This window comes from Solwaraspora sp. WMMB335 (assembly GCF_049179075.1).
Classification (GTDB): domain Bacteria; phylum Actinomycetota; class Actinomycetes; order Mycobacteriales; family Micromonosporaceae; genus Micromonospora_E.
The window spans coordinates 88,580-114,093 of record NZ_JBMHMF010000001.1 but is presented as its reverse complement, the minus strand read 5'-3'; the positions used below and the strand labels follow the sequence as shown (position 1 = coordinate 114,093).

The window sequence follows — 25,514 nt, the reverse complement described above, 5'->3', positions numbered from 1 at the left end:
ACGCCACGGCTGAGCCGCAGTCCTCGACGGCGTGGCTCAGCCCGGGTCGGCGCAGGCGCTCGCCGGGGTCGACCCGGTGACGGGCTGCGGGGTGGCCCGGGGCGTGGACCGGATCCCGGCCGCGGCCAGCAGCCCGGCGGCGAGCGCGCACCCGAGCGTCACGACGAAGGCCGCCGGGTAGCCGGCCAGCCCGGCCACCAACCCGGCGAGCGGACCACCCACCACCAGTCCGACGTCCCAGAACGAGGTGAACATGCCCAGCGCGGCGCCCTGGTTCGCCGGTTCGGTCCGGTTGATCACCAGCAGGGCGAGCGACGGGAAGAGCAGGGACAGTCCGGCCCCGGTCACCAGTCCACCGACGATCGCGACGGCCAGGTTCGGCGCGATCGCCACCAGCAGCAACCCGACCGCTTCGACTCCGGCCGACCAGATCGCCACGCGGCGGGCACCGAGCCGGTCCGGCACGTTGCCGAGCACCAGCCGGACGCCGATGTAGGTGAACCCGAAGGCGTTGAAGGCGGCGATACCGTTGGCCACCCCACGCTCGGCCATGTGCAGACCGACGAAGGCGGCCAGCGCCGCGTACCCGAGGCCGGCCAGCGCCAGTGCTATGCCCGGCGTCAACGCGCTGGTCGGAAACAGCGCCGCCCGGCTGGTCGCGGCGACCCGTGCCGGCGCCGGTGGCACCGCCACCAGGGCCATCCCGAGCAGGGATCCCACCACACAGAACAGCCAGACCGTCGGATAGCCGCCGACCCGCAACGCCACCGTGCCCAGCAGCGCGCCGATGGTGATGCCGAGCCACATGTGAATCCCGTACAGGCCGACGACCCGACCGCGACGCTGCGGCGGACACAGCGACACCAGCCAGGCCGCGCCCGCGGTGTACACCGCCCCCTCCCCCACCCCGTGCAGGATCCTGGCCGTCATCAGCAGCGGTACCGACGACTCCCCGAGCAGGTACACCGCGCCCGCCAACGCGCTGGTCACCGCGCCGACGAGCATCACCCGGCGGTAACCGTGCCGATCGGCCAGCCGGCCGGCCACCGGGCGGGTCAGCACCGCGGCCACGGCGATGGCACCGATCACCACGCCCACCGTCACCGTGTCGGCACCGAGGTCGTCACGGACGAGGAACGGCAACACCGCCAGCGACGCACCGACTCCCAGCATGCAGCAGAAGATCGCGCCGAACAGCGGCGCCAGCGGCCGGTAGAAACTCGCCGTCTCGCGCATGCGTCCCATCACGTCTCCTGACCGGCCGGAACGACCAGGAAGAAGTGGGTCGGCAGGTGGACCGCCAGTCCCTCATGAACCTCGGCGCAGACCGCCGGCCCCTCGGTGGCGAAGGTACCCGGTGGCGGCTCGGCCACCCTGATCGACGAACGGCCGGCGTCGAGCAGCCGGGCACCCATCGCGAAATCGCCGACCAGGGCAGTGCCGGGCGGCACCATCCGGGTACGGCTGATGCGTACCCCGTTGGCGTTCAGATCTGCGAGCACACCCCGACCGGCCAGGTGGAAGTAGAAGTCCCGCGGGTTGACGATCATCCCGTGCGCGGTGGCCCCGGTCTGTTCGATCTCGTCGCAGGCGGTGAGCAGACCGGTCAGGAAGTCGCCACGGTAGTCGAGCCGCGCGATCTGCCGGTGCCGCAGCAGACCGTGCTCGCCGATGGTCAGTTCCTGGTTTTCGGCGGTGGCCAGGCGAACCAGCAGCCGGTGGTCGATGAAGACCGCCAGCGCCGTCGGGTCGTCGGCGAGTCCATCCGGCACCTGGACCCAGGCGCGGATCGGTACGACCTGGGCCTGGGTGGTGCCGAACCGGAACGCGGCCTCGCGCCGCAGGCCGGACTCGTGCACCCGGTCCGGGTGCTCGCCGCGCGACTCCGACCAGATGCGTACCGTCTCGACGGTCACCCGCTGGCTGCGCAGCAGGTTGCGTACGGTGACCCTGGGCCGCTGCGCGGTCGGTTGGAAGGCCTCGGTGATGGTGTAGTCGAAGCGCACCTCGGCATGCAGCGGGTCGGCCAGGTACGCGGCGGCGAACAGTTCGCCCGGCGACATCGTGCTGGTGGGCGCGGCCTGAGCGGAATCGGCGGCCAGGGTCATGCGGCGGTGCCTCCCATCAACTGAAGTGCTCGGCGAGTCGCTGGTAGAACGGGTAGTGGTATTCGAAGTACGACCGCAGCAGCGGGTCGTTGTCCACGGTGACCGGATAGCTGCGCGGCACCTCGGCGAAGCCGGTGCTGTCGATGACGTCGGTGTGCCAGCGGCGGGTACGGGCCCACTCGGTCCGATCCTGCGCGGACCAGCGCAGCGCCTGCGGCAGGTAACGCAGCCCGACCGCGGCGCAGTAGCTGGCGACGACCCGCTGTGGGTCGCGGACCAGTTCCTCGGCCGACACCACCGTCGGCACCTGGCCGGTGACTCGCCGAGCCAGGTCGAACAACTCCCACTGGTGCTCGTAGCCGATCTCCGGACAGGTCACATTGGGATTCATCGCGTAGTGTGAACTGATCGTGCGGGCCGGGTGGCGGACGATGAAGGTGTGTCGCAGCCGGGCCGCCTCGCGGGGATGGTCGAACAGATGCCGGTACCGGTACTCGACGGTGTCCTTGACGAACACCGGACGCCGCCGGGCCAGGGTCGCCAGGTTCTCGTACAACTCGCCGGCCGTGGTGACGGTCGTCGTCGCGCCCGCGCCGTCGGGCACCGTCACCTGTCCCAGATCGGTGAGCGTCACCATCGGTTCGTGTACCACCGTCACGTCACCGCGGGCGATCATCATCCGCAGAAAGGCGGTGGACACCGCACGGGGATGCGCCCACAGCACGATCACCGGCCCGCCGCGTTCTCCGGTGGCCGGCCTCGGGCCCGCCGTGACCTGCCTCGACCGATCCTCCGCCGGGACGGCGGTCACTGGGACCACCAGGTCGGGGTGCGGTCCCACCGGTGGCGACGCAACCGCGACCGCAGCGCCGGGTCCAGCGGTACACCGTCGCTGACCGAAAGATTCGCCCGCACGTTCGTGGTCGTGCGCATGCCGGGAATGACGGTGCTGACCGCCGGATGGTCAAGGATGAACCGCAGCGCCAGCTCCGGCATGGTCATCCCGTCCGGTACCTCGGCCGCCAGCGCCTCGGTACGCGCCACGGTCGGTGGCAGGTTCTCCGGACCGAAGTAGGTGCTGCGCCAGTCCTCGGCCGGCCAGGTACTGTCCGCCGTGACCGTACCGGTCAGCGAACCCTCGTCGAACGGGACCCGGGCGATGATGGCGATGTCGTCGCGCTGGGCGCGCGGGAACAGCTCGTCCTCCGGTGCCTGGTCGAAGATGTTGTAGATGACCTGGATGACGTCGATCAGACCGCTGTCCAGCGCGGCGACGCAGTTGGTCGGCTCCCACCTGTTGACGCTGATCCCTACGGCGTCCACCACACCTTCCTGCTTGAGCCCGCCGATCGTCTCCTGCCACTGCGTCTCCTTCGCCCAGCGGTCCTCCCACACGTGCAACTGCAGCAGGTCGATCCGCTCGACTCCGAGATTGTCCAGGCTGCGGCGGGTGTACTCGCGGATGTGGTCGGCCGGGAAGACATCGGTCAGCGTGTCGGTCGGTGCCGGTGGCCAGGCCCGGTTCTTCGGCGGGATCTTGGTCGCCACGTACAGGCGGCGGTCCGGGTGGCGGCGCAGCAGCGCACCGAGCATCTGCTCGCTGATCCCGCGCCCGTACACCCACGCGGTGTCGAAGAAGGTGCAGCCGAGTTCGACGGCCAGGTCGAGGCAGCCGGGCGCGGTGTCGTAGTCCCAGCCGGTGAATCCGCCCGGCCCGCCGCCGATGCCCCACATGCCGTACCCGATCTCGCTGACCTGCCAGCCGAGCCGACCCATCCGGCGGTGTCTCATCGGGGTCGTTCCTTCCTGTCGCGGTTGCCGTCCTGACCTCGTACGTCGTGGTGGTCATGCCACGTTGGCCGGCACCGGCCGGGTCACCGCCGGTCGCAGGTGACGGCCCAGCCAGGTCCGGTACGCCGCGGCCGGCTCCCGTAGCGGCCGGTCGGCCAGGCCCCAACGGGCTTCGAACTGCCGGCAGGTCTCCTTGCCGAACAACCGGGGGTTGTCGGTCAGCAGCGTGCTGAACAGCCGGGCCAGTCCCGGTTCGTCGTACCGGGACACCCCGTTCCCGCCGATCGGCAGCATGCGCCGCAGCAGCGCCAAATCGCGATCACCGTCGGCGGCCGCGTCGATCCGGGCCAGGAATTCGACACAGCCGACACGCGGGATCGGCTGTCCGGCCGCGGAGAGCACATCGGCCAGGCAGACGCTCTGCGGGTGGAAGACGTGCATGGTACGGCCCCAGCAGGCGGGGTCGGACACGCTCGCGACCACCCGCCGGGCGGCGTAGTCGACCGGGGTGTAGTCCGACCGGACCACCACGTCCGGACGGACGCCGAGCCGGTGGAACGCGGTGAGCAACAGGTGGGTCAGTGCCCGGCGGTGCGGGTGTCCGCTGTCGGCGGCCGGCATCAGCTCACCGAGACGCAGGACGGTGACCACCGCGCCTAGCCGCCGAGCGGTGGCGAGGTAGCGTTCGGCCACCCACTTGGACCGGCTGTAGCCGCTGACCGGCAGGGTGTCCGGGGTCAGTGGATGTTCCTCCGAGACCGGCACGCCGCTACGGGCGGCCACGGTCTGCAGCACGCCGAGGGTCGACACGTAGTGCACCGGTTTCGGCCGGTCCCGCAGCGCGAGCTCGACCAGGGCGGCCGTGCCGGTGACGTTCGCCGGCCGGTGTGCCCGGTAGTCGAACAGGAAATTGACCATGGCCCCGTTGTGCAGGATCAGGTCGACCTCGCCGGCCAACTGCCCCTGGGCGACCGGGTCGAGGCCGAGGCCCGGGCGGGCGAGGTCCATCGCGAACCCACGGCAGCGCACCGCGAACTCCGGCCGCCACCGGCCCCGCTCCCGCAGGGCCTGGTGGACGCGTTGGGTGGCGGCGGCGTCGCTGGCCGCCCGGACGCCGCACCAGACCTGCAGACCGGTGCCGCTGAGCAACTCGTACGCCAGCTGGCTGCCGAGAAACCCGGTCGCTCCGGTGAGCAGGACGACCCGCACCGGCCGGGTCGGATCGACGTGCGCCGCAGTGCCGGCGGCCCGCGCGGGAACCGGTGGAACCACCGCGGCGTCGCGTCGGACCAGGGCGGTCTCCGGCTCCTCGACGGACTCGGTCACCCGGGTGAGGTCCGCACCGAGGTCGACGGCGAGCGCCTCGGCGCTCGGGTGGGCGAACAGCCGGGCGACGTCGACCGGCCGCCCGGTCGCCCGGGCCAGTGCCTCGACGACAGAAAGCGCCTGCAGGGAATCACCCCCGGCCGACACGAAGTCGGCCGCTGCCGGCAGGTCGGGCTGGCCGAGCACGGTCCGGAACTGCGCCAGCACCAGGTCACGCAGGTCGGCGGCCGTGGCGGCGGGAGCGGTCCGGGCGGCCGAGGCGAGCCGGTCGTGGAGGATCAGCGCGAGCCGGCGACGGTCGACCTTGCCGTGGCTGGTCAACGGAAGCGCAGGCAGGACCACGATGTGCCGCGGCCGGCTGGTACGCGGCAGCTGCTCGGCGAGCCACCCGCGCAGCCCGTGCTCAAGATCCGGCTGCCCACCGCCGTTTGGACCGACGACGAACAGCGCGAGCTCGCCGTTGCCCGGCGGCCCGGCGAGGATGGCCACCGCCTGGCGGACGCCGGGTGCCCGCTGGGCGGCGCTGGTCACCTCGCCCAACTCCACCCGGACACCATTGATCTTGACTTGGAAATCGCGCCGGCCGGCGAAGTGCAGCGTGCCCCGCTCGTCGAAGCGACCGAGGTCGCCGCTGCGATACAGTCGCCGGCCGGGGATCTCCCGGAACGGGTTGGGCACGAACGCCACGGCGGTCCGCCGTGGCGCGCCGAAGTAGCCGGCGCCGACACAGCTCCCACCGATGACGATCTCCCCGACGGCTCCCGGCGGCAGCGGGCGCATCCGGTCGTCGACCACGATCGCGTAGCAGTTGTCGATCGGCCGGCCGAGCGGGATCACCTCGCCGTCGGCGTCGGCCACCCGGTGAAAGACCATCCCGATCGAGGTCTCCGTGGGTCCGTACCCGTTGGTGACCTCCACCGCCGGCAGCACGTCGCGCAGCCGGCGGATCATCGCCGGGTTGATTTCCTCGCCGCCGACGATGAGCTGCCGCAGGGTGGCGAGCCGGGCGGCGAGCAGCGGATCCCGTTCGATCATCGGCACCAGTGCGTTGAGCACGCTCGGTACGAAGTCGGTCATCGTCACCCGCTCGGCCGCGATCAGGGCGACCGTGCCGGTCAGGTCCAGGAACTCACCCGCCGGCGGCAGCACCGTCCGGCCGCCGGTGGTCAGCGGCCAGAACAGTTGCCAGACAGCCGAGTCGAAGGTGTGTCGGCTGTTCTGCAGCACGACCTCGTCGCCGGTCGCCTGGAAGAAGCGGGTCATGAACTGGAACCGGTTGGCCAGCCCGGCGTGCCGGTTCACCGCGCAGCGGGGCGGGCCGGTGGTGCCGGAGGTGAAAACGCCGTAGATGGCGTCATCCGGGGCGATCCGCACCGCCGGGCGACGGGCCGACGGCACGACGCCGGCAAGCCGTACGACGATCACCCGCCCGGCGTGGGCCGGGACCGCCTGTCCCGGTGCGCCGGCGAGGACCGGTACGGTGTCCAGCAGGTCGCAGACCGCCTGCCGGCGGGCGGCCGGCCACCGCGGATCGACCGGCACGAACGCGGCACCGAGTTTGAGCAGGGCGAGATACGTCACGGGCAGTTCCGGGCCGTCGGCCAGCAGCACCGGGACCAGGTCGCCGGCCCGCACTCCGGCGGCGGCCAGGCGCGCGGCCAACCCGTTGGCGTAGCGGTCGAGCTGGCGGTAGCTCAGTGAGCGGTCCGGACAGGTCACCGCGACGCGCGTGGGGAAGCGATCGACCATGTCCTCGACCAGGTGCGGAATCGCCCGGAACGGGCCGCCGTCCCGGCGGGTTCCGGCGTACCGGGTGAGCAGGAGCTGGCGTGAGTCCGCGCCGATCCCCGCCGGCCGGCTGCTGGACAGCCCCGGGTCACCAACCAGCTCCCGCAGCACCTCGGCATAGAGTTCGGCGACCGCGGGCAGGCAGGACCGCCACGGATCGTCGGGTCCGCACTGGACGGCCACGGTCAACCCGGCCTCGGTGGCGGCCCAGTCGAGGTGTACCGGGGCAGGCCGCGCCGCACCGGTGGCGGCCGAACCGGTTCGTACCACCAGCGCGTCGTCGAGCTGTCGCAACCGGCCGACGGGTCGACAGTCACCGGACAGCCGGGCGCAGGCCCGGTCGGTGGCGAGTTCGCGCAGGTCCGCCTGCCCGGTGACCAGGTCCACGGCGACCGTCGCGGCAATGCTGCGTACCGGAATGGACCGGCCCAGTCGCGCGGCCGTCTCGGCGGCGGCCAGGGCGGCCAGGGCCGCTACCCGCCCGGGTCCACCACCGGACGCCGCGGCGGGCGGCCACCCTGTCCGGTACGTCGCGGTCCTCGGCGGATGCCCGGCCTGCGCCGCGGCGGACGCCGGGAAAGGGTCGGGCCGGACAACTTCGGACGTCATCCCCGTGGTCTCCTCACGGCAACACAGGTGCCGATCAGTCCCACTCCACAACGGAGCGCGGTCAGGTCGTTACCAGGAGACTAGGCCACCCAATCACTACTGCAAATATCTAACTTTGGGTGACCATGAATCCCGACATCAGCGACCCACCGGTCCACCGACCCCATAGATCCACATGTGGCACATGCCCGAAACGCACCTGGTTATCAGCTCGTCGGGAAGTCGTCCGCAGTCCGAATCCGATCCCGGATCCACACACCGGCCTCCTTCAGCACCGCGCTGCCCGCATAGCTGTCGCCGGCGCAGACTCCGGTGCGGAACACCGCACCGGAGCGGAAGTCGTCGGAGAAGTTCCAGTTGATCCAACTGACCTTGCGGCTGGCGAGCAGATCGATCCACTGTTGTGCACTGGTGAAGTCGTTCGCGCCGTCGCCGGTGTAGGTCTGCGTACCGAACTCGGTCACGAACATCGGCAGCCGATCAGCGGCCCGGGACAGCGCCGCCCGATAGGAATCGTGGTGCGAACCGGCATAGAAATGGAATGTGTACATGACGTTCGGCGCGGTGATCGGATTGCTGATCACCTCGGACTCGTTCCCGCCTTCGGACACCCCCAGCGACGACCAGGCCCGCGTGCCGACCAGCACGATCCCGTCCGGATCGGCGGCCCGGATCACCGGGATGACCTGCTCGGCGTAGCCCTTGATCGCGGCCCAGCTCACACCGTTGGGTTCGTTGGCGATCTCATAGAGCACATTGGGCTTGGCCGCGTGCCGCCGGGCGATTTCAGCGAAGAACGTCCGGGCCCGGTCCACGTTGTAGTTGGGGTCACCCGGGGTGAGCATGTGCCAGTCGACGATCGCGTACATGCCCCGTGCGGATGCCTTTTCGATCAGGTCGTGCACCCGGTCGGTGAAGCCGCGCGGGTCGGTTTCGTAGCCGTCCTCCTGGATGTACATCGAGATACGCAACACGTCGGCACGCCAGTCGGTGGCGAGCGCGTCCAGTGACGCGTCGTTGACGCACTGGGCGTACCACTGCAGGCCGTGGCTACTCATCCCGCGCAGCTGGATCGGGTTTCCGTGCTGGTTGCACAGGTCGGTACCGCAGACCCGCAACTGCCCGTTGATCTGCACGGGAGATCCGCCGGAGGGCGGTGGCGTGGTCGGCGGTGGCGTGGTCGGCGGTGCCGTCGTCGGCGGGGTGACGGTCGGCGGCGCGCTCGTCGGAGCGGGCCCGCCGGCGCAGGGACCGCCGTTGACCGCACAGTTCGCCGGGGTGCCACGACCTGTGACGATGAACCCGAACGTGGTGCTCGCACCTGCGGCGATGGTGCCGTTCCAGCTGGCGTTGTCGAAGGTGTACCGGTTACCGGCGGCACTCATCCGGGCGTTCCAGGCCGAGCCGATGCCGGTTCCGGACGGCAGGTCGAAGGCCACCCGCCAGGCGGTGATCGTCGAGGCGGTGTCGTTGGTGACGGTGAACCGGCCCTCGTAGCCGCTGCCCCAGTCGCTGACCTTGACGAAAGCGGCGGTGGCCGCGCTGGCGGCCGGCGCGAGCAGCGCCACCGCCGCGACGACGAGCGCCGCGGCACCTCCCGCGACCACGAATCTCCAGCGACGCACAGTCGTCTCCCTCGACGGACGCAACCAACACATCGATGTGCGACGTTAAATAATATTTCAAGTAAGGTCAAGGACGACGCGGTCATTCATGACCAAACCGGCCAAGCCCGACCACGCGCCCGGACAACCGACGAGCGGGCGGGCGGACGACGGGCACCGCGTCGGGCGTGACAGCCGGGCCGCCATCTGCTACGTTCTTCTCAGTTAGAGATTTTCTCGATCCGAGAAGTACCCACCCCGAGAGTCGCTCGGTAGTCAAGGTTCCAGGGAAGGATCACGATGTCGGACGCGGAGTTCCTGGCCGGCTACGATCCCCGGGCCTTTGCGCCGGTCGCGGTCACGGTCGACGTCGTGGCACTGACCATCCGCGACGATGACCTGCACGTGCTCCTCGTCCGACGCGGGGCCCCACCCCAGGAAGGGACCTGGGCGCTACCCGGCGGTTTCGTCCAGCCGCAGGAGGACCTACCCGACGCCGCTGCCCGCGAACTGGCCGAGGAGACCGGGCTGGACACCCGCGACGGCGGCCCGGTGCTGCGCCGGGTGCACCTCGAGCAGCTCGCCAGCTACGGCGCGCCGCAACGGGACCCCCGGATGCGGGTCGTCTCGGTGGCCTACCTCGCCTTCGCGCCCGAGCTACCCGACCCGGCCGCCGGCACCGACGCGGCCGACGCGGCCTGGGTGCCGGTCAGCGGTCTCGGGCTGCCCGAGGACACCGGCCCGGCCCGCTCGGTCCGGCAGCGACCCGGCACCAGCCGCCGGCTGGCGTTCGACCACGCCCGCATCCTGCACGACGGGCTCGACCGGGCGCGCGCCAAGCTCGAATACACCCCGCTCGCCACCCGGTTCGTCGGTGAGGAGTTCACCGTCACCGAACTGCGCGCCGTGTACGAGACCGTCTGGGGCGTCGAACTGCACGCCGGCAACTTCCACCGCAAGGTGCTGTCCGTGCCGGGTTTCCTGGAGAGCGTCGGCACGACCACCGAACGCGGTGGCCCGCGCGGCGGACCCCGGGCCCGCATCTACCGGGCCGGCGACGCCCGCCTGCTGCACCCGGCTCTGCTGCGTCCGGCCCGCGAGGAGGCGATCCGGTGACCACTGCCGAAGCCATCGACCTGGTGATGACCGCACGAGACGGCACCCAGCTGTTCGGCACCAGCGCCCCGGCCCGCCGCTACCACCAGCTGGCCAGGCTGCTGCACCCCGACACCGCAGCCGGCGGTACGGCCGCCCGCGCGCGGGCCACCGCCGCCTTCATCCGGCTGACCGGTCTGTGGCAGCAGGGCACCGCGGCGTCCGACGTGTCGCTGGACACCGGTCGTCGGCGGTACGTCATCGAGGCCGGCCCTCGCTACGCGGGCGACCTGGCCGACCTCTACCGCCACCGGGGCACGCCGTCGACCGGAGCCGGCCGGTTCGTCGACGGCGAGTTGGTGAAGATTCCGCGCGACCCGGCCAACAACGACCTGATGGCCCGGGAAGTGACCGCGCTGCGGCAGCTGGTCGACCGCGGCGACCCGCGCTACCTGCCGTACGTGCCACGGCTGGTGGACAGCTTCCGGCACCGCGACACCGGCGGTGCCGGCACGGTCCGCCAGATCAGCGTCGTCGGCACCGCGACCGGGCTACGCAGCCTGGCCGAGGTCCGCCGGGCGTACCCGCAGGGTGTCGACCCACGCGACGCCGCCTGGATGTTCCGGCGGCTGCTGGTCGGGCTCGGGTTCGCCCACCGGGCCGGCGTGGTGCACGGGGCGGTGCTGCCTGACCATGTGCTCATCCAACCCGACGAGCACGGCGTGGTGCTCATCGACTGGTGCTATGCCAGCACCAGCGGCGAGGCGGTGCCGGCGCTGGTTGCGTCGTACCGCGATTGGTACCCCGACGAGATCCGCCAGCGCCGCACGCCCGGTCCCGGCACGGACATCGCGATGGCCGCCGGTTGCCTGGCCTGGCTCACCGGTGACCGGGCCCCGAACGCGATACGCCGGTTCACCGCCGGCTGCCGACTCGCCGCGCTGCGCCGGCGTCCCGACGACGCGTGGCGGCTCCTGGCCGAGTTCGACGATCTGCTCGAACGGCTCTACGGACCACGCCGGTTCCGGCCGTTCGCCGTGGCCGACCCGATCCCCACCGAAGACCACGACAAGTAGTAAGGAGCCCTGACATGGGCAGTGGAGCCTGGTCAACCGACGTCTACGAAGCAGCCCGCACCTACCGGCGGGCCACCGGCGCCAGCGCGTTCGCCTACAGCGACGGCGGCGCCCGCACCGTCCACCCGAGCCTCGACCCGCACGGGGTGACGAGCCGGGAGAGCCGGGACTCGGCCGAGCACCCCGAATCGCTGGCCATCGCCGTGTTGTTCGACGTCACCGGATCGATGGGCACGGTGCCGCGAACCCTGCAGGCCAAGCTGCCGCAGCTGCTCGGTCTGCTGCTGCGCAAGGGATACGCCACCGACCCGCAGATCCTCTTCGGCGCGATCGGTGACGCCACCTGCGACCGGGCGCCGCTGCAGATCGGCCAGTTCGAGTCGGACAACCGGATGGACGAGCACCTAGGCAACATCCTGCTCGAAGGCGGTGGCGGCGGGCAGATGATGGAGTCGTACGAACTGGCGCTGTACTTCATGGCCCGGCACACGTCGATCGACTGCTACGAGCGACGGGGCAGGCGCGGCTACCTGTTCATCATCGGCGACGAGATGGCGTACCCGAAGGTCAAGTCCCGCGAGGTACGTCAGGTGATCGGCACCGATCCGGGCGAGGACGTCGGCGTGGCGGCCATCCTCGACGAGGTACGCCGCCGGTGGGACACCTACTATCTGATGCCCGCCGGCAGCCATTACGCCGGTAACCGACGCATTCTCGACTTCTGGCGCAAGCTGCTCGGCCAGCAGGCGGTCGAGCTGGACGACCTGGACGCGGTCTGCGAGACCATCGCTACCACGATCGCCCTCGGCGAGGAAGCCTGCGACCTGGACACCGCTCTGGCCGACCTGCACGACGTCGGTGCCGGCCGGGCCGCCGCCACGGTGTCGCGGGCGCTGGCCCGCATCGACGCCGGCCGGGTCCCGGCGGTACGCGGCGCCCTACCCGCCGGGTCGGGCCGGCGTGACGAGGTGACCCGGCTGTGAGCGGGGTGGCCGGCGGCTTCGGCGAGTCGGCGGCAGACCGGCACGTCGCCGTGGTCGACCTCGGTTACGGCGACGCGGGCAAGGGCACGGTCGTGGACTGGCTGTGCGCGACCCGACCGGTGCGGGCGGTGGTCCGGTTCAACGGGGGTGGGCAGGCGGCGCACACCGTCGTCCTGCCCGACGGCCGGGCGCACACCTTCGCCCAGTTCGGCGCCGGGACCTTCCGCCCAGGGGTACGCACCCACCTGTCCCGGTTCATGGTGGTCGATCCCCTCGCCCTGGCCGGCGAGGCGACGCACCTGGCCGCGCTCGGCGTACCCGACGCGCTCGACCGGCTCACCGTCGATCGCGAGGCGCTGCTGGCCACCCCGTACCACCGGGCCGCCAACCAGGCCCGGGAGATCGCCCGCGGCGCCGACCGGCACGGCTCCTGCGGGATGGGGGTGGGCGAGAGCATGGCATACGCTCTCGCCCACCCCGACTCGGCGCCCACGGTCGGCGACTGCCTCGACCCGGGGCTGCTGCGACACCGGCTGGCGCTGCTGCGCGAGCGGCTCGCCGCCGAACTGGGGCCGCTGGACGCCCCGCCGGTCGCGGACACCGTCGCCGCGTACACCGCCTTCGCCGACCGGGTATCGATCGTGGACCGCTCGTGGGCGGCCCGGCTGCTGCGGGCCGGCACGGTCGTCTTCGAAGGCGCCCAAGGGGTGCTGCTCGACGAGTGGCACGGCTTTCACCCGTACACGACGTGGAGCACCACGACGTTCGCCAACGTGGACGCGCTGCTGGCCGAGGCCGGAATGTCACCGGAGGCGGTGACCCGACTCGGGGTGCTGCGGGTGCTCACCCCCCGGCACGGGCCCGGGCCGCTGGTCACCGAGGACCCGGCGCTGCGCCCGGCGGAGCGGCACAACGGCACCAACCGGTGGCAGGGTCGATTCCGGTTCGGCCACTTCGACGCCGTCGCCCACCGGTACGCCATGGACGTCGCCGGTGGCGTCGACGCCCTCGCGCTGACCCATCTGGACCTTCTCGGGCGGCACCGGCTGCGGCTGTGCCAGGCGTACGACTGGACCGACCGGTTGCCGGCCGGTCCGCCCGGTGACCTCGACCGGCAGGCCGCGCTGACCCGGCGGCTGCTGACCAGCCGGCCCAGCTACGGCGCCGACCCCGGTCCGGACCCGAACGCCTGGGTGGCGGCGGTCGAGGCGGCGCTCGGCGTGCCGGTGCGGCTCACCTCGCACGGTCCGACCGCCGCCGACAAGACCGCCCGCCGAGCCGGCTACGACAGACGCACCTGGGTCCACCCGACGTACCGGACGACGATCGGGGTAGCCGTGTCGAAGTCGGTGCCACCGTACCAGCGGGTGTCGCCGCGGCGCTGATACTCGATCTTGGCCTGTTGCCCACCGACCACGAACGAGTAGCCGGTGCCGCCCATCAGGGTGGCGCCCCGCTTTCCATCTGGACGCGAATCCGGCCCTGGAGCCGAGGAATCCCGTCACGTCCAGCCGGCGGTCAGCCGGCGACGGCCGGTGGCGGCACCCGGGTGTACGCCCAGCGCGCCAGCGCGTCCCGGTCGACCAGCACGATCCCCTCCTCCGCGGCGAAGCGGCGGCCGTCGCCATCGGTGAAGTAGCCATTGGTGACGATCATGCAGAGCTCGCCGTGGTGCACCCGCCGGCAGGTGCCGTTGAACTGCTGGATCGCCGCGCTGCCGACCCTGTTCGTCACGCTACGCCGCTTGCACTGCACCACCGCGCGACGCCCGTCGAACGTGGTGGCCAGGATGTCGACACCCCGGTCGCCGCTGCCCCCACGAACCCGCACGCCGGTGAATCCGGAGCCGGCGAGCAGCGCGGCCACCCAGTGCTCGAACTGCGGTCCGCTCATCAGGTCGGTGGTCTCGATCTGGCGGGCCAGTGCGATGTTCAACTCCGTACGGCGGCGGCGCTCCCACAGCACCAGTGCCAGCACAGCGACCGCCGCCGCGACCGCGAGGCCGCCGATCAGCGCCGCCCAGCCGGGATTGCGTCGCACCCAGGTGGCCAGCAGCACCACGAGCAGCAGCCCACCGACGACGAGGCCGACGGCCGCCGCGTCGCGACGTGCCGTACGGCGGGCCGGCCGTTTGCGGTAGTGACCCCGGACGCGGGATCCGTTACGGCGGTAGTGTCCGCGCACCCGCGGCATCGGCGGCTCCCCGGTAGGCGATGGACTCTTCATTGTGCGTGACCGGTGCGACACTTTCCGCCAACCATCGGGCAGCCGGGAGGTGTCAGTCCCGCCAGGTCCGGGTAGCGCTGCCACGAAACCGCAGGCCCTGGAGAAGGAGAGACGTCGCTGTGACTGCCGCCACGGGAGGCCGGCCGGTACAGCGTCATCCTCGGCTCGGGTGCGCTGGTGCTGGCCCGCACTTCGTGCTGCCCCGGGCGGAACTGCTCGCCCCCGAGGGCCGGGGGTCCGACGGCATCGACGTGGCCCGCGACCTGACCGCCCTCTACCTGGCGTACGTCGCGGTGGCGACGACCCTCGCGCCGCTCGTGCTGTTCCTGCTGGTCCGTGACCCGGTGGACATCCTGTCCGTGGGCGGCATCGTCGCCGCCGCGCACACCCCGGTCGTGGTCGGCCTGACCCTGTACGTCAACCGGCGTCACCGAGGGTCGAACGCCAGCCCTCGCCCGACTCCGCTGATCCTGGGTGAGCAGCGTCCAGCCACGGCTCAGACCCAGACGGATCCACTCGGGATCCGAGACGTCCCGGCCGTCTTCCGGGCGAGGCAGCGGGCGGCGTCGACCGGGGCGGGGTGGTGCCGCATCACGTTGGTGTCCCTGGTCGACCCCTGGGGCTCGGTCGCGCCGGACGCCCGGTCACAATGATCTGCGACGGGCCGGGCACAGGAAGTGATCATGTGGCGTAACGACAGCGAGTCGGGCACCCCTTCGAAGGCACCGGGCAGGATGCCGTCGCTGCCGGACGCGTTCACCGTCATCGTGCCGGTGGTGATCGCGGCGGGCACGATCATCGGCTACGCCGCCGGAGGATTCGCGGGAGTGGCGATCAGTGCCCCGATCTCCGGGGTCCTCGGCCCTGCCGTGGCGTGGGGGTGGTATGCGGCCCAACGGCTGCTGATCGGGCGCGGTCGGACGGCCGTGCCGCTGCCGTGGTCTCTGCTGATCCTGGTGCTGGCCGTCCCCGTCGCGCTGCTGGTCGGGCTGCCCTCGGCCAGTGGTCAGGACAATCCTGATGAGGCCGAGTCGCTGGCACCCAGCGGCTCACCTACCCCGTCGCCGACGCCGACGGTCACCGAGGCGCCCACGCCTGCACCGAGCCCGTCACCGGACCTGTCGCCCAGCCCCACCGAGGAGGCGGTGCTCGGCTGGCCCACCGACGCCAACGACGGGCCACCGAAGCTGTGGGTCTACTTCGGCTCCGAGTTCTTCTATCCCGACTGGGTTTCCTGCCACGACAACGACTGCCTGGTGGGGGAAGGCGCCAAGGTCCACGTCTACACGCTCGACCCGTTGGGCCGCGACCGCACGTTCCGGGGCGACGTCGCTGACCCGGTCACCACCCTGATCAGCGAGGGATTCACCCCGGCGCAGACGTACGCGCTGTTGAAAGTGGAGTGACGCTTCGGTGGCATCGCCGGTGCCGAGCAGCGTGGCGTCGGCCGCCCGGGCGTCGGCAGCGGGACCTACTCGTTCTCGCTGACCCGCACCACACTCGCCGTCGAGTTCGGGCTCGGGACACACCAGCAGGGCCGGTCCGTCGAACCGCAGGTCGAACGCAGGTCAGCTGCGCACCCTGTCACCGGGGCGATCGACCTGTGCGAGGCGACGGCGCAGGTACGTCCGTTCCGGTTCGTTGCCGACGAGGTCCAGCGCCCGGCGGTACTCGGCCGCCGCCTCCGCGCGCCGGCCGAGGCGGCGCAGCAGGTCCGCGCGGGCGGCCGGCAGCAGATGGTACGACCGCAGCGTCCCGCCGCCCGGGCCGGTGCTCGCGTCGAGTGCGTCCAGCAGGTCCAGCCCGGCCCGGGGTCCGTCGCGCATCGCGACCGCCGCCGCCCGGTTCAGCTCTACCACCGGTGACGGCGCCACCCGCCGCAGCAGCCCGTAGAGGGCGACGATCTGCGGCCAGTCGGTGGTTGGCCACGTCGGCCGCCTCGGCATGCAGTGCGGCGATCGCGGCCTGCAGCGTGTACAGGCCTGGTCGGCCGCCAGCGTCGCGCAGCGCGGCGACCAGCAACGTGCGCCCCGCTCGATCATCGACCGGTCCCACCGGGAACGGTCCTGCTCATCGAGCAGCACCAGTTCGCCCTGGGGATCGGTGCGGGTGACCCGCCGGGCGTCGACGAGCAGCAGCAGGGCCAGCAGGCCGGTCACCCCCGCCTCGCGGGGCAGCAGCCGGTGCAGGATCCGGGCCAGCCGGATCGCCTCACCGGCCAGGTCGGCGCGGGTCAGGTCCGGGCCGGGCGGCCGCTGGCGATCGGCGTCGGCTTGCTTGCAGCGCGGCCTCTTCGGCGAGGTCCAGGTCGCCGAACTGCCGGGCCAGGGTGGCCAGCAGCCGACCGTGTTCCTCGCGGAACACCGCCTCGACGCTGTTCAGCTCGGGAGGGTCGACGTTGGCGCTGCCGACGCCGGCACCGGCCGCGCCGTCGGTCATGGTTGCTCGAATTCCATGATCGGCCGGATCTCGACGCTGCCCCGTCGGGCGCCGGGGCAGCGAGCCGCCCAGTTCACCGCGGTGTCCAGGTCGGGCAGGTCGACCAGGTAGTAGCCGCCGAGGATCTCGCGCGACTCGACGAACGGCCCATCGGTCACCGCCCGCTCGCCACCACGCACGCTCACCGTGGTGGCGGTGTCGGTGCCCTGCAGGGCGTTGCCGCCGATGAGCGCGCCAGCGTCGGCGAGAGCCTTGTCGTAGGCCCAGTACGCGTCGATCTCGGCCTGCAGTTCCGGACCGTCGGTCGGGTCGACCGACGGGTCGCTGTAGATAAGAAACATATACTTCATGTCTGTATCTCTCCGTCTTTGTCAGGTACGGCGGGTGCCGCACAGCATGACGACGAACGGGACCGGCCCAGACTGACACACCGGTCGAGAAATTTTCTGCGGCTCAGCGAACTGCCCGGAGCGAACCGCTCGGGACGCTCAACGACCTGATCGGGACAATTGGTCCACCCGGCGCAACGCGTCCGGCAGCCGGTACGTCCCGGCCATCCCGGCGACGATCGCCGCCGCCTCGGCGACGGGCAGGCCGGCGGCGGTCACGTACAGCGGTCTGTCCGACCCACCGCGGCGGACCTCGGCGGCGTGGGTCGCGGACCGGAACGCGGTCTTGGTCACCCCGATCACCGGTGCGCCCAGTGCCGCGTGCACGTGCCGGCCCAGACCGGGACGCCCCTGCGGGTCCAGGTCGACGTAGCCGTCGACGACCAGCAGGTCGAGCGGCCGGTCGCCGGCCGGGTCGGCGGCCGCGAGCACCGCCCGCAGCGCCGGCAGTTCGCGGGCGAAGAACCGTCCCGGCTGGTACGGCGCCACGCTCGCCAGCCAGGCGACGTGTTCGCCCAGCGGAGTGCCGAAGCGGCAGTCGGCGGCGACGACCAGTGCGGCGTGCGCTCCGCCGGCTGCGGGATAGTGCACGTCCACCGCCCCGCAGCGACGCCACCCCCGCTCCCGCACCCAGCCATTGTCACCGCACGCGGCCGGCGACGCCGGGCCGCCGGGCCGGATCGTGCCGTCGGCGGCCGGCCCCGCCGCCGCTCACCCGGCGGCCCCTCCGTCGCTCCTAGCCGCGCCGCACCGCCGGCAGCCAGATCCGCATGCCGGACGGGCCCCGGCGGGCCCACGAGTGGTACGGGCGCAACGGCACGTCGGCCCAGTCACCCCGGTCGGCCGGCTCACCCGCGGCCGAGGTGTACGGCCAGTCGTCGCCGGAGGGCACCGGCGCGAACCGGGCGCGTACGTGTACCGCGTCACCGGCCTGCACCGGAAGCACCGCCGGATCCACCTCCATCGTCGACAGGAGCTGCGGGGCGGCCAGGTCGCGCGACTCGACGCAGAGCACCTCCGGGCCGCGTTCGACGGCCACACAGCCGCGTACCGCGTCGATGCGGGGATCCGGCCAGGTCAGCCGGGGCCCGACCGGCAGCGCGAGACGGACCACGTCGCCGGTACGCCACCGGCGCCGGACGCCGACCTGGCCCGGCTCGGCCGGGCGGACCTGGCCGTCGACGACCAACCAGGCCCCGCCGGCCCATGCCGGCACCCGCAGCGACAGGGTCCACGGCCGCTCCGGGGTCGCGGTGACGTGCACCTCGACGGTGCCGTCGGCCGGATAGTCGGTCACCACCCGTACGGCGACCCGTTGGTCCCCGGGCAGGGTGACCCGCACGGTGCCCGGCAGGTACTGGTGGATCTGGAGGCCGTCGTCGTCGCTGGTGGCGACGTAGCCGGCCAGGCTGGCCAGGGTCCGGGCCAGGTTGGTGGGGCAGCACGACACGTCGAACCAGGCCGCCCGGGTGCCGGCCTCGGCCCGCGGGCTGACCTGCGTCCCGTCGGCCGGTGGGCCGGGTAGGCGCTGGTGCAGCGGGTTGGCGTAGAAGAACGCGGTGCCGTCGCCGCTGGGTGAGGTGGCGACGACGTTGTAGAGGGTGCGCTCGATCAGGTCGGTGTGGCGGGTGTCGCCGGTGGCGAGGAACAGCCGCCACGACACCATGATCGACGCGACGCCGGCGCAGGTCTCGCAGTACGCCCGGTCCGGCGGCAACTCCCAGTCGTCACCGAAGCCCTCGTCCTGGTGCCGGGAGCCCATGCCGCCGGTGATGAAGGTCCGCCGGGCGACCGTGCGCCGCCACTGGCGGCGTACGGCGGCCAGCAACCCGTCGTCGCCCCGGTCCACCGCCACGTCGACCGCGGCGGCGCTCAGGTAGAGGGCCCGCACCGCGTGGCCACGCCACACCTCGGCCTGCCGGATCGGCACGTCGTCCTGGAAGTAGCCGCGCCCCAGCGGGATGTCCCGCAGGGTGCCGTGCCCGCGTCGGTCGAGGAACAGCCGGGCCTGGTCGACGTACCGGTCCTCGCCGAGCGCCCGGCCGAACTCCACCAGCCCCAGCTCGATCTCCGGGTGCCCGCAGATAGCCGCCCGGCCGTGGGCACCGAAGGTCCGGCAGACGTGCTCGGCCGCCCGCCGGCCGATCTCGACCAGTTCGTCGGCGCCCCGGGTGCGCAGCCGGGCGGTGGCCGCCTGCAGCAGATGACCGGTGTTGTAGAGCTCATGGCCGCCTTCCAGGTCGCTGTAGCGTGGCGGCTGGTCGCCGTGGCCGTAGCAGGTGTTCAGGTACCCGTCCGGATCCTGGGCGCGGGCGATGCGGGCGGTCAGCCGCCCGATCGCGGCCTCGGCGGCCGGGCTGGCGCTGCGGGCGGTTTCCCAGCACAGGGCTTCGAGAAGCTTGTAGACCTCGGAGTCGGAGAACGGCCAGCCGGGCCGGTCCGGACCGGTCGTGCCGTCGGTGACCCGGTCGAAGTTCGACAGCCAGCCGACCCGCTCCATCCACGATTCGCAGTGCGCGAGCGTCGCCACCGCGTTGACCTGCTGCCGGGCACCCCAGAAGCCGCCGTCGATGCGCACCTGTGCCAGCCCGAGCGGCCGGAGAACCCCGTGGGATGGCCGCACCGGCGCGGGGTCGGCGGACGGCCCGCGACGTCCGGCCGCGCCCGGCAGGTCGGCCTGGGTGGTGCCGTCGGTCATCTCGCCTCGCTCGCGGGTCGGTCGGTCACGGGTAGCGGGTCGGGTACGGCGATCAGTCCTTCACCGCGCCGGCGGTCACCCCGGCCGCGACATAGCGCTGCGCGATGACCAGGAGAAACGCCGCCGGTACGGAGGCGATCACCGCAGTCGCCATGATCGAGTTCCATTGGGTGGTGTTGTTGCCGATGTAGCGGAAGATCCCGAGGGTGATCGGGACCGTGTCGCTGCTGCGGTTCAGCGTCGACGCGAAGACGAAGTCGGACCACGCCCACAGGAACGCGAACAGCGACACGGTGATGATCGAGTTGCGGCTCAGCGGCAGGACGACCGACCGGAAGGTCCGCCAGGCACCCGCGCCGTCGATCTGGGCCGCCGCCGTCAACTCACCGGGGATCCCGGCCATGAACGCGCGGAACAGCAGCACGGCGAACGGGACGGCGATGGTGGAGTCGGCGACGATGAGACCCCAGACGGTGTTCAGGACACCGAGCCGGATGTAGATCGCGTAAAAGCCCATGGCCATCACCACCGCCGGGATCATCTGCGCGACCAGCAGCAGGAAGCTCAGCGTGCCGGCGCCGCGCGGGCGCAGCCGGGCCAGCGAGTAGCCGGCGGGAAGCCCGATCGCCAGGGTGAGGACCACGCAGCCGAGCCCGATGAACAGGCTGGTGCCGAGCGCGGGCAGTTGTTCGCCGAGGGCGGCGACGTAGCCGTCGGCGGTGGGCTCGCGGGGGAACCAGTGGGGCGGGTTGGCCCGCATGTTCTGCGTACGGGTGAGCGAGACGTTGAACATCCAGTAGACCGGAAAGAGCATCAGTGCGGTCAGCACGACGCCGACCACCGTGTGCCACCACCGGTGCCGATTTCTCGTCATGGCCGGGCCTCCCGACGTTGCAGCCGGACGTACCCGAGCCCGGCGACCAGGGCGATGAGGATGAGCAGGTTGCCGACCGCGGCGGCCGGCGAGAAGTCGGGTTGGCCGGTGCCGAACGCCTCCCGGTAGGACCAGACGGCCAGGGTGGTCGAGGCGTCGGCCGGCCCGCCCCGGGTCATGATCCAGATGATGTCGACGACCTTGAGGGTGTAGATCAGTCCCAGCAGCAGGGTGATCGCCGACACCGGGCGCAGCAGCGGCAGGGTCACCCGTCGGAACTGCTGCCACGGGCCAGCCCCGTCCAGCGCCGCCGCCTCGTACAGCTCGGTCGGGATGTTCTGCAGACCGGCGTGCAGGATGACCAGGTTGAACGGGATGCCGAGCCAGATGTTGGCGATGGTGACGGCCAGCAGCGCGGTGCCCGGCGAGGTCAGCCAGTTGATCTGCCCGATGCCGAAGGACCGCAGCACCGAGTTGACGATGCCGTTGTCGCTGTTGAGCATCCACGACCAGGTCGAGGCCGAGACGATCAGCGGCAGCAGCCACGGGACGAGGAACATCGCCCGCAGCGGGGCGGCGAGCCGGAAACGCCGGTGGAAGAACACCGCCAGTGCCAGGCCGAGCGTGTACTGCACGGCGATCGACCCCAGGGTGAACACCGCGGTGTTGCGCAGGGCCTGCAGGAACCTGCCGTCGGTGAGTACCGCGGCGAAGTTGTCCAGCCCGACGAACTCGGGATCGCCCTGCACGAAGGCCCGGGGGGTGTAGTCGTGCAGGCTCAGCTCGATGTTGCGCACCAACGGGTAGGCGTAGAACGCGAGCAGGTAGACGATGAGCGGGGCGAGGAACGCGAACGCCACCCATGGTGAGTGCCGGGCGCGCCGCCGGCGGACGGCGGCGTGCCCGGCGGTACGGGTAGGACTGCTCATACCGGTTCCTGTCTCAGCCGCCGGTGGTGGACTCGGCCTGCGCCTGGGCCTCGGCGAGCGCCTCGGCCGGGGACGCGGCGCCGCTGAGCGCCTTCTGCACCGCGGTCCACATCGCCTCGGAGATCTTCGGGTAGTCGGTGCCGAGGTTGTCGCTGGTGCGGCCCTTGGCGGAGCGGACCGCGTCGACCCACGGCCGCAGGCTCGGTTCCTCGACGAGGATCGCCTCCTGTCCCTGGGCGGTCGAGGGGATGTAGTACGCGAACGTCGTACCGGTCTGCACCAGGCCTTCCGGGGTGGTCATGCATTCGAGGACCTGCTTGGTGGTGTCGTAGCGACCGGTGTCGGACTGCACCGGTACGGTGATGAACTCACCGCCGGTCGGGGTCGGAGCCACCCCGCCGTCACGGGCCGGGATCTGGACGATGCCGGTGGGGAACCCCGCCTGCGCTGCGCTGTTGATCTGCCAGGTGCCGTTCTCGGCGAAGCCGAACTCGCCGGTGAGGAACTCCTCCCAGGTGGTGTTCTGCGAGTTGGTGATGACCGAGTTCGGGGCGGTGCCGTCGGTCACCCAGTCGGTCCACAGTCGCAGCGCCTCGACGGCCTGCGGCGAGTCCAGTTCGGTCAGTTCGGCGCCGGATCCCCAGAACCAGGGCAGGAACTGGAACGATCCCTCCTCGGTGCCGATGGCGGAGAAGGTGATCGGCCGCTTGCCGGCGTCCTTGACCTGCGCCAGCGCGGTGTTCAGCGACGCCCAGTCGGTGATCGACGCGGGGTCCACCCCGGCCGCGTCGAGGATGTCCTGGTTGTAGTACAGGGCGAGGGTGTTGGCGCCGATCGGGATGCCGTACGTCTCGCCGTCGAGTTCACCGGCGGCGATGAGATTGCGGTCGAAGCGTGCCGTGTCCAGGCCGAACTCGCTCATCGTGGTGAGCATCCCGGCCTCGGCGAGCGTCGACACGGCGGGGTTGTCGAGCAGGATGACATCCGGCGCGTTGCCCTCCTGCCCGGCGAGCAGTGCCTGGTTGGTCAGGGCGGTGGTGTCGTAGGCGGTGCGGTCGATGGTGACCCCGGCCTGTTCGCCGCAGGTGTCGACCCGTTGCGCCCACGCGGATCCGACTTCGTGCTGGGGGTACGGATCCCACCAGGTGTACGTGCCGGGGTCGGTGCCCGACTCGGTGGAGCAGGCGGCCAGCCCGGCCGCGCCGAGCGCGGCGGCGAGCACGACGGCGACCCGTCGGCGGGTTGTCGCGGACTTCATCCCTATGCCTCCTGTCTATGTTAGCGTTCACAACAGTGGTGCTGTGGACGGTGCCGACGGCGCCGACGGCCCGGAGCCCGTCAGCGCGGTGGTGCGGTGCTGCCCAACGGGATCAGCTCGGGGGAGATGAACCGGACGACGTACGGCTCGGACCGGGCGGCCGGCGACTCCACCCGGCGGACCAGGTGGCGTACGGCCATCGCGCCCAGTCGGTCCGGTGCGCTCTCGATGAACGAGTACGGCAGTGAGAACGTCTTGGCGAATTCGTCGGAGTAGCGCCCGATCACCGACAGGTCGCTGGGCACCCGCAGCCCCCGGGCGTGCGCGACCGACGGCAGCGCGGCGGCCACCGCCTCGTTGTCGACCAGCAGACCGGTCACGGCCGGATGGCTGTCGAGCAGCGAGTTCAGCAACTGCCCCACGGCCGGCTGACGGGACTGCCCGTACACGGCGTGCAGTGTCACGCCCAGCTCGTGGGCACGCTGCAGGGCCGCGTCACGCAGTCGCCACACGTACGCGCCACCGCGCTCGACCACGTGCCGGGGCTGGGAGACCAGCAGCAACTCCCGGTGGCCCAGCCGGTGCAGGTGCTCCACCATCACCCGACCGGCCTCCTCGAAGTCCAGGTCGAACACGTCGAGGCCGGAACAGTCGCCGGGCAGCCCCACCGAGGCGCCCGGCTGCGCCGCCGCGCGCAGCACCGGCAACCGCTCGTCCTGTTCGGCGATGTTGAGCAGGACCACGCCGTCGACCATCCGGGAGTCGGTGATCCGGCGCAGTGCCCGGGCACCGTCGGCCTCGGTGACCAGCAGGATGTCGTAACCGAGGGCACGCGCGGTGTCCGAGACGCCGAGGATGTACTGCAGCATCGCGGGAGCGAACTCGTCGGTGTGGAACTGGGCCAGCAGTCCGAGCACCATGGTCTGTGCGGTGGCCAGCGCCCGGGCACCGGCGTTCGGCGTGTAGTCCAGCGCCCGGGCCGCTTCGGCGACCCGCTGGCGGACCTTTGGTGAGATCGACCGTTTGCCGGACAGCGCGTAGGACGCCGTGCTGCGGCTGACGCCGGCGGCACGGGCGACGTCACCGATCGTTGCCATGATCACCCCCACTCGTCGAACCGGTTCGAAAATGTTTCACGACTGTGACGCCAGTCGGGCCGCGATGTCAAGAGGCACCTCACCCATCGATCGTGGCCGGTGCGGACGAGGCCCGCACGACCAGCCGGCAGGGCACCTGGTGGACGCCGGGCACCGCCCCCTGCCCGATCGCCTGCAGCAGCAGGGCACCGGCGCTCCGGCCCACCTCGCGCAGATTCAGGTCGACGCTGGTCAGCGGCGGACGGCAGCCCTCCACCGTGGGCTGCCAGTTGTCCACCCCGACGAGTGCGACGTCGTCGGGCACCCGGCGACCGCACTCGCGTAGCCCGTCGGCGACACCACGGCCGATCGCGTCGCTGCCGCAGAACACCGCGTCGACGTCGGAGTGGGTCCGGGTCAGCGCGGCGGCGGCGAACCGCCCCCACACCTCGCTCCACCCGCCGTACCAGGGATCACCGACCAGCTCGACACCGGCGGCGGCCAGCGCCTCGCGGGTGCCGTCGACCCGGGCCCGGGTGGACGCGTGGCCGGGTGGGCCGGTGACGTGGGCGATCCGCCGCCGGCCGGTACGCAGCAGATGCTCGACGGCGGCGACCGCACCGGCCGCCTCGTCGACCACCACGCTGCAGTCGACCGGCTCGGTCGAGCGGGCGAACGCGTACACCACCGGCACCGGCGGGTTGCCCACCAGCGGCGGGCGGGGTTCGGTCCGGCGGCCGGCGACGATGATCCCGTCCACCCGACGGCGCAACAGGCTGCGCACGTAGTGCTGCTCACGGATCGGGTCGTCCCGGGTGTCGCAGACGAAGGCCAACGTCTCGTCCCAGCCGAGCGCGTCCTCGGCGCCGTGCAGGATGGGCAGGCTGAACCGTCCGTGGTGGTCGGTCATGATCAGCCCGACGGTGTACGTGCGGCCGCGCAGCAGGCTGGTCGCCACCGCGCTCGGGATGAACCCGAGTTCGTCGGCGGCGGCCTGCACCCTGGCCCGCGTTTCGGGACGCAACTGGCCGCGCCCGTTGAGCGCCTTGGACGCGGTGCCGATCGACACCCCGGCCAGCCGGGCCACGTCCACGATGCCACTACGGCGGGACCGCCGCGCCGTCCGCCCGTCCGCCCGTGCGCCGCCCTGTCCGTCCGTCATAGCTCGATACGCTAGCGCTCGGAAACCCTTTGCCTCAATGACCGGGACCATCGGACATTGACGTACGCCTAGACGATCCGTAA

General features: G+C 71.7%; 22 protein-coding genes and 1 pseudogene. 6 read left to right on the top strand and 17 right to left on the bottom strand.

Annotation, left to right across the window (positions count from 1 at the left end):
• Positions 1–36 precede the first annotated feature (36 nt).
• From ACN27F_RS00420 to ACN27F_RS00395, 6 genes are all read right to left on the bottom strand, one after another.
• A complete protein-coding gene (locus ACN27F_RS00420; protein WP_421430541.1) occupies positions 37–1,245 on the bottom strand; it encodes an MFS transporter in 1,209 nt (402 codons plus the stop codon).
• Positions 1,245–2,108, bottom strand: a complete 864-nt coding sequence (locus ACN27F_RS00415; protein WP_421430540.1) for a family 3 encapsulin nanocompartment shell protein — start codon at positions 2,106–2,108, stop codon at positions 1,245–1,247. The genes ACN27F_RS00420 and ACN27F_RS00415 overlap by 1 nt, the downstream gene beginning before the upstream one ends.
• Before the next feature lie 16 nt (positions 2,109–2,124).
• Positions 2,125–2,919, bottom strand: a complete 795-nt coding sequence (locus tag ACN27F_RS00410; RefSeq protein WP_421430539.1) for a hypothetical protein — start codon at positions 2,917–2,919, stop codon at positions 2,125–2,127.
• Complete coding sequence (locus ACN27F_RS00405; RefSeq protein ID WP_421430538.1) at positions 2,916–3,899, bottom strand: aldo/keto reductase; 984 nt, start codon at positions 3,897–3,899, stop codon at positions 2,916–2,918. Before ACN27F_RS00405 ends, ACN27F_RS00410 begins: the two co-directional genes overlap by 4 nt.
• A gap of 54 nt (positions 3,900–3,953) precedes the next feature.
• Positions 3,954–7,622 carry an amino acid adenylation domain-containing protein gene (locus ACN27F_RS00400; RefSeq protein ID WP_421430537.1) on the bottom strand — a complete coding sequence of 1,223 codons (3,669 nt, stop codon included), beginning with the start codon at positions 7,620–7,622 and terminating at the stop codon, positions 3,954–3,956.
• A 206-nt stretch (positions 7,623–7,828) separates the two neighbouring features.
• Entirely contained in the window at positions 7,829–9,280 is a 1,452-nt protein-coding gene (locus ACN27F_RS00395) for a cellulase family glycosylhydrolase (protein WP_421430536.1), read from the bottom strand.
• 246 nt (positions 9,281–9,526) lie between these two features.
• On the opposite strand from ACN27F_RS00395, the gene ACN27F_RS00390 reads away from it, so the two are divergent.
• Genes ACN27F_RS00390 through ACN27F_RS00375 form a run of 4 tightly spaced genes read left to right on the top strand, consistent with a single transcriptional unit; the run spans position 9,527 to position 13,765 of the window.
• Positions 9,527–10,342 (top strand): NUDIX hydrolase, encoded by an 816-nt coding sequence (locus tag ACN27F_RS00390; protein ID WP_421430535.1) that lies wholly within the window; start codon positions 9,527–9,529, stop codon positions 10,340–10,342.
• Positions 10,339–11,397, top strand: a complete 1,059-nt coding sequence (locus tag ACN27F_RS00385; RefSeq protein WP_421430534.1) for a serine/threonine protein kinase — start codon at positions 10,339–10,341, stop codon at positions 11,395–11,397. Before ACN27F_RS00390 ends, ACN27F_RS00385 begins: the two co-directional genes overlap by 4 nt.
• Before the next feature lie 14 nt (positions 11,398–11,411).
• Entirely contained in the window at positions 11,412–12,380 is a 969-nt protein-coding gene (locus ACN27F_RS00380; RefSeq protein WP_421430533.1) for a hypothetical protein, read from the top strand.
• A complete protein-coding gene (locus tag ACN27F_RS00375; RefSeq protein ID WP_421430532.1) occupies positions 12,377–13,765 on the top strand; it encodes an adenylosuccinate synthetase in 1,389 nt (462 codons plus the stop codon). Before ACN27F_RS00380 ends, ACN27F_RS00375 begins: the two co-directional genes overlap by 4 nt.
• Before the next feature lie 133 nt (positions 13,766–13,898).
• Here ACN27F_RS00375 and ACN27F_RS00370 read toward each other — a convergent pair whose 3' ends face one another.
• Positions 13,899–14,573 (bottom strand): restriction endonuclease, encoded by a 675-nt coding sequence (locus tag ACN27F_RS00370; protein WP_421430531.1) that lies wholly within the window; start codon positions 14,571–14,573, stop codon positions 13,899–13,901.
• A gap of 152 nt (positions 14,574–14,725) precedes the next feature.
• Between ACN27F_RS00370 and ACN27F_RS00365 the strand changes: the two genes are divergently transcribed.
• Positions 14,726–15,259, top strand: a complete 534-nt coding sequence (locus tag ACN27F_RS00365) for a hypothetical protein (RefSeq protein ID WP_421430530.1) — start codon at positions 14,726–14,728, stop codon at positions 15,257–15,259.
• Positions 15,260–15,289: 30 nt separating this feature from the next.
• Entirely contained in the window at positions 15,290–16,012 is a 723-nt protein-coding gene (locus ACN27F_RS00360) for a hypothetical protein (protein ID WP_421430529.1), read from the top strand.
• A gap of 162 nt (positions 16,013–16,174) precedes the next feature.
• On the opposite strand, the pseudogene ACN27F_RS00355 reads toward ACN27F_RS00360, so the two are convergent.
• The 10 genes and pseudogenes from ACN27F_RS00355 to ACN27F_RS00310 all read right to left on the bottom strand — a co-directional run.
• Positions 16,175–16,852 (bottom strand): annotated as a pseudogene (locus ACN27F_RS00355) (DUF6596 domain-containing protein); the annotation flags it as partial.
• Positions 16,818–17,045 (bottom strand): hypothetical protein, encoded by a 228-nt coding sequence (locus ACN27F_RS00350; RefSeq protein WP_421430528.1) that lies wholly within the window; start codon positions 17,043–17,045, stop codon positions 16,818–16,820. The pseudogene ACN27F_RS00355 and the gene ACN27F_RS00350, both read right to left, overlap by 35 nt.
• Positions 17,042–17,395 (bottom strand): YciI family protein, encoded by a 354-nt coding sequence (locus tag ACN27F_RS00345; protein WP_421430527.1) that lies wholly within the window; start codon positions 17,393–17,395, stop codon positions 17,042–17,044. The genes ACN27F_RS00350 and ACN27F_RS00345 overlap by 4 nt, the downstream gene beginning before the upstream one ends.
• A gap of 138 nt (positions 17,396–17,533) precedes the next feature.
• On the bottom strand, positions 17,534–18,064 hold the full coding sequence (locus tag ACN27F_RS00340; RefSeq protein ID WP_421430526.1) for an endonuclease V: 531 nt from the start codon (positions 18,062–18,064) through the stop codon (positions 17,534–17,536).
• 106 nt (positions 18,065–18,170) lie between these two features.
• Positions 18,171–20,132: a glycoside hydrolase family 127 protein gene (locus ACN27F_RS00335; RefSeq protein ID WP_421430525.1), complete on the bottom strand. Its 1,962-nt coding sequence runs from the start codon at positions 20,130–20,132 to the stop codon at positions 18,171–18,173.
• 52 nt (positions 20,133–20,184) lie between these two features.
• Complete coding sequence (locus ACN27F_RS00330; protein WP_421430524.1) at positions 20,185–21,006, bottom strand: carbohydrate ABC transporter permease; 822 nt, start codon at positions 21,004–21,006, stop codon at positions 20,185–20,187.
• Complete coding sequence (locus tag ACN27F_RS00325) at positions 21,003–21,935, bottom strand: carbohydrate ABC transporter permease (RefSeq protein WP_421430523.1); 933 nt, start codon at positions 21,933–21,935, stop codon at positions 21,003–21,005. The genes ACN27F_RS00330 and ACN27F_RS00325 overlap by 4 nt, the downstream gene beginning before the upstream one ends.
• 13 nt (positions 21,936–21,948) lie before the next feature.
• The gene (locus ACN27F_RS00320; protein WP_421430522.1) at positions 21,949–23,193 is read right to left on the bottom strand and encodes a sugar ABC transporter substrate-binding protein; all 1,245 of its coding nucleotides are present in this window, start codon (positions 23,191–23,193) and stop codon (positions 21,949–21,951) included.
• Between the two features lie 80 nt (positions 23,194–23,273).
• Entirely contained in the window at positions 23,274–24,290 is a 1,017-nt protein-coding gene (locus ACN27F_RS00315; protein WP_421430521.1) for a LacI family DNA-binding transcriptional regulator, read from the bottom strand.
• Between the two features lie 79 nt (positions 24,291–24,369).
• Positions 24,370–25,431 carry a LacI family DNA-binding transcriptional regulator gene (locus ACN27F_RS00310; protein ID WP_421430520.1) on the bottom strand — a complete coding sequence of 354 codons (1,062 nt, stop codon included), beginning with the start codon at positions 25,429–25,431 and terminating at the stop codon, positions 24,370–24,372.
• Positions 25,432–25,514 lie beyond the last annotated feature (83 nt).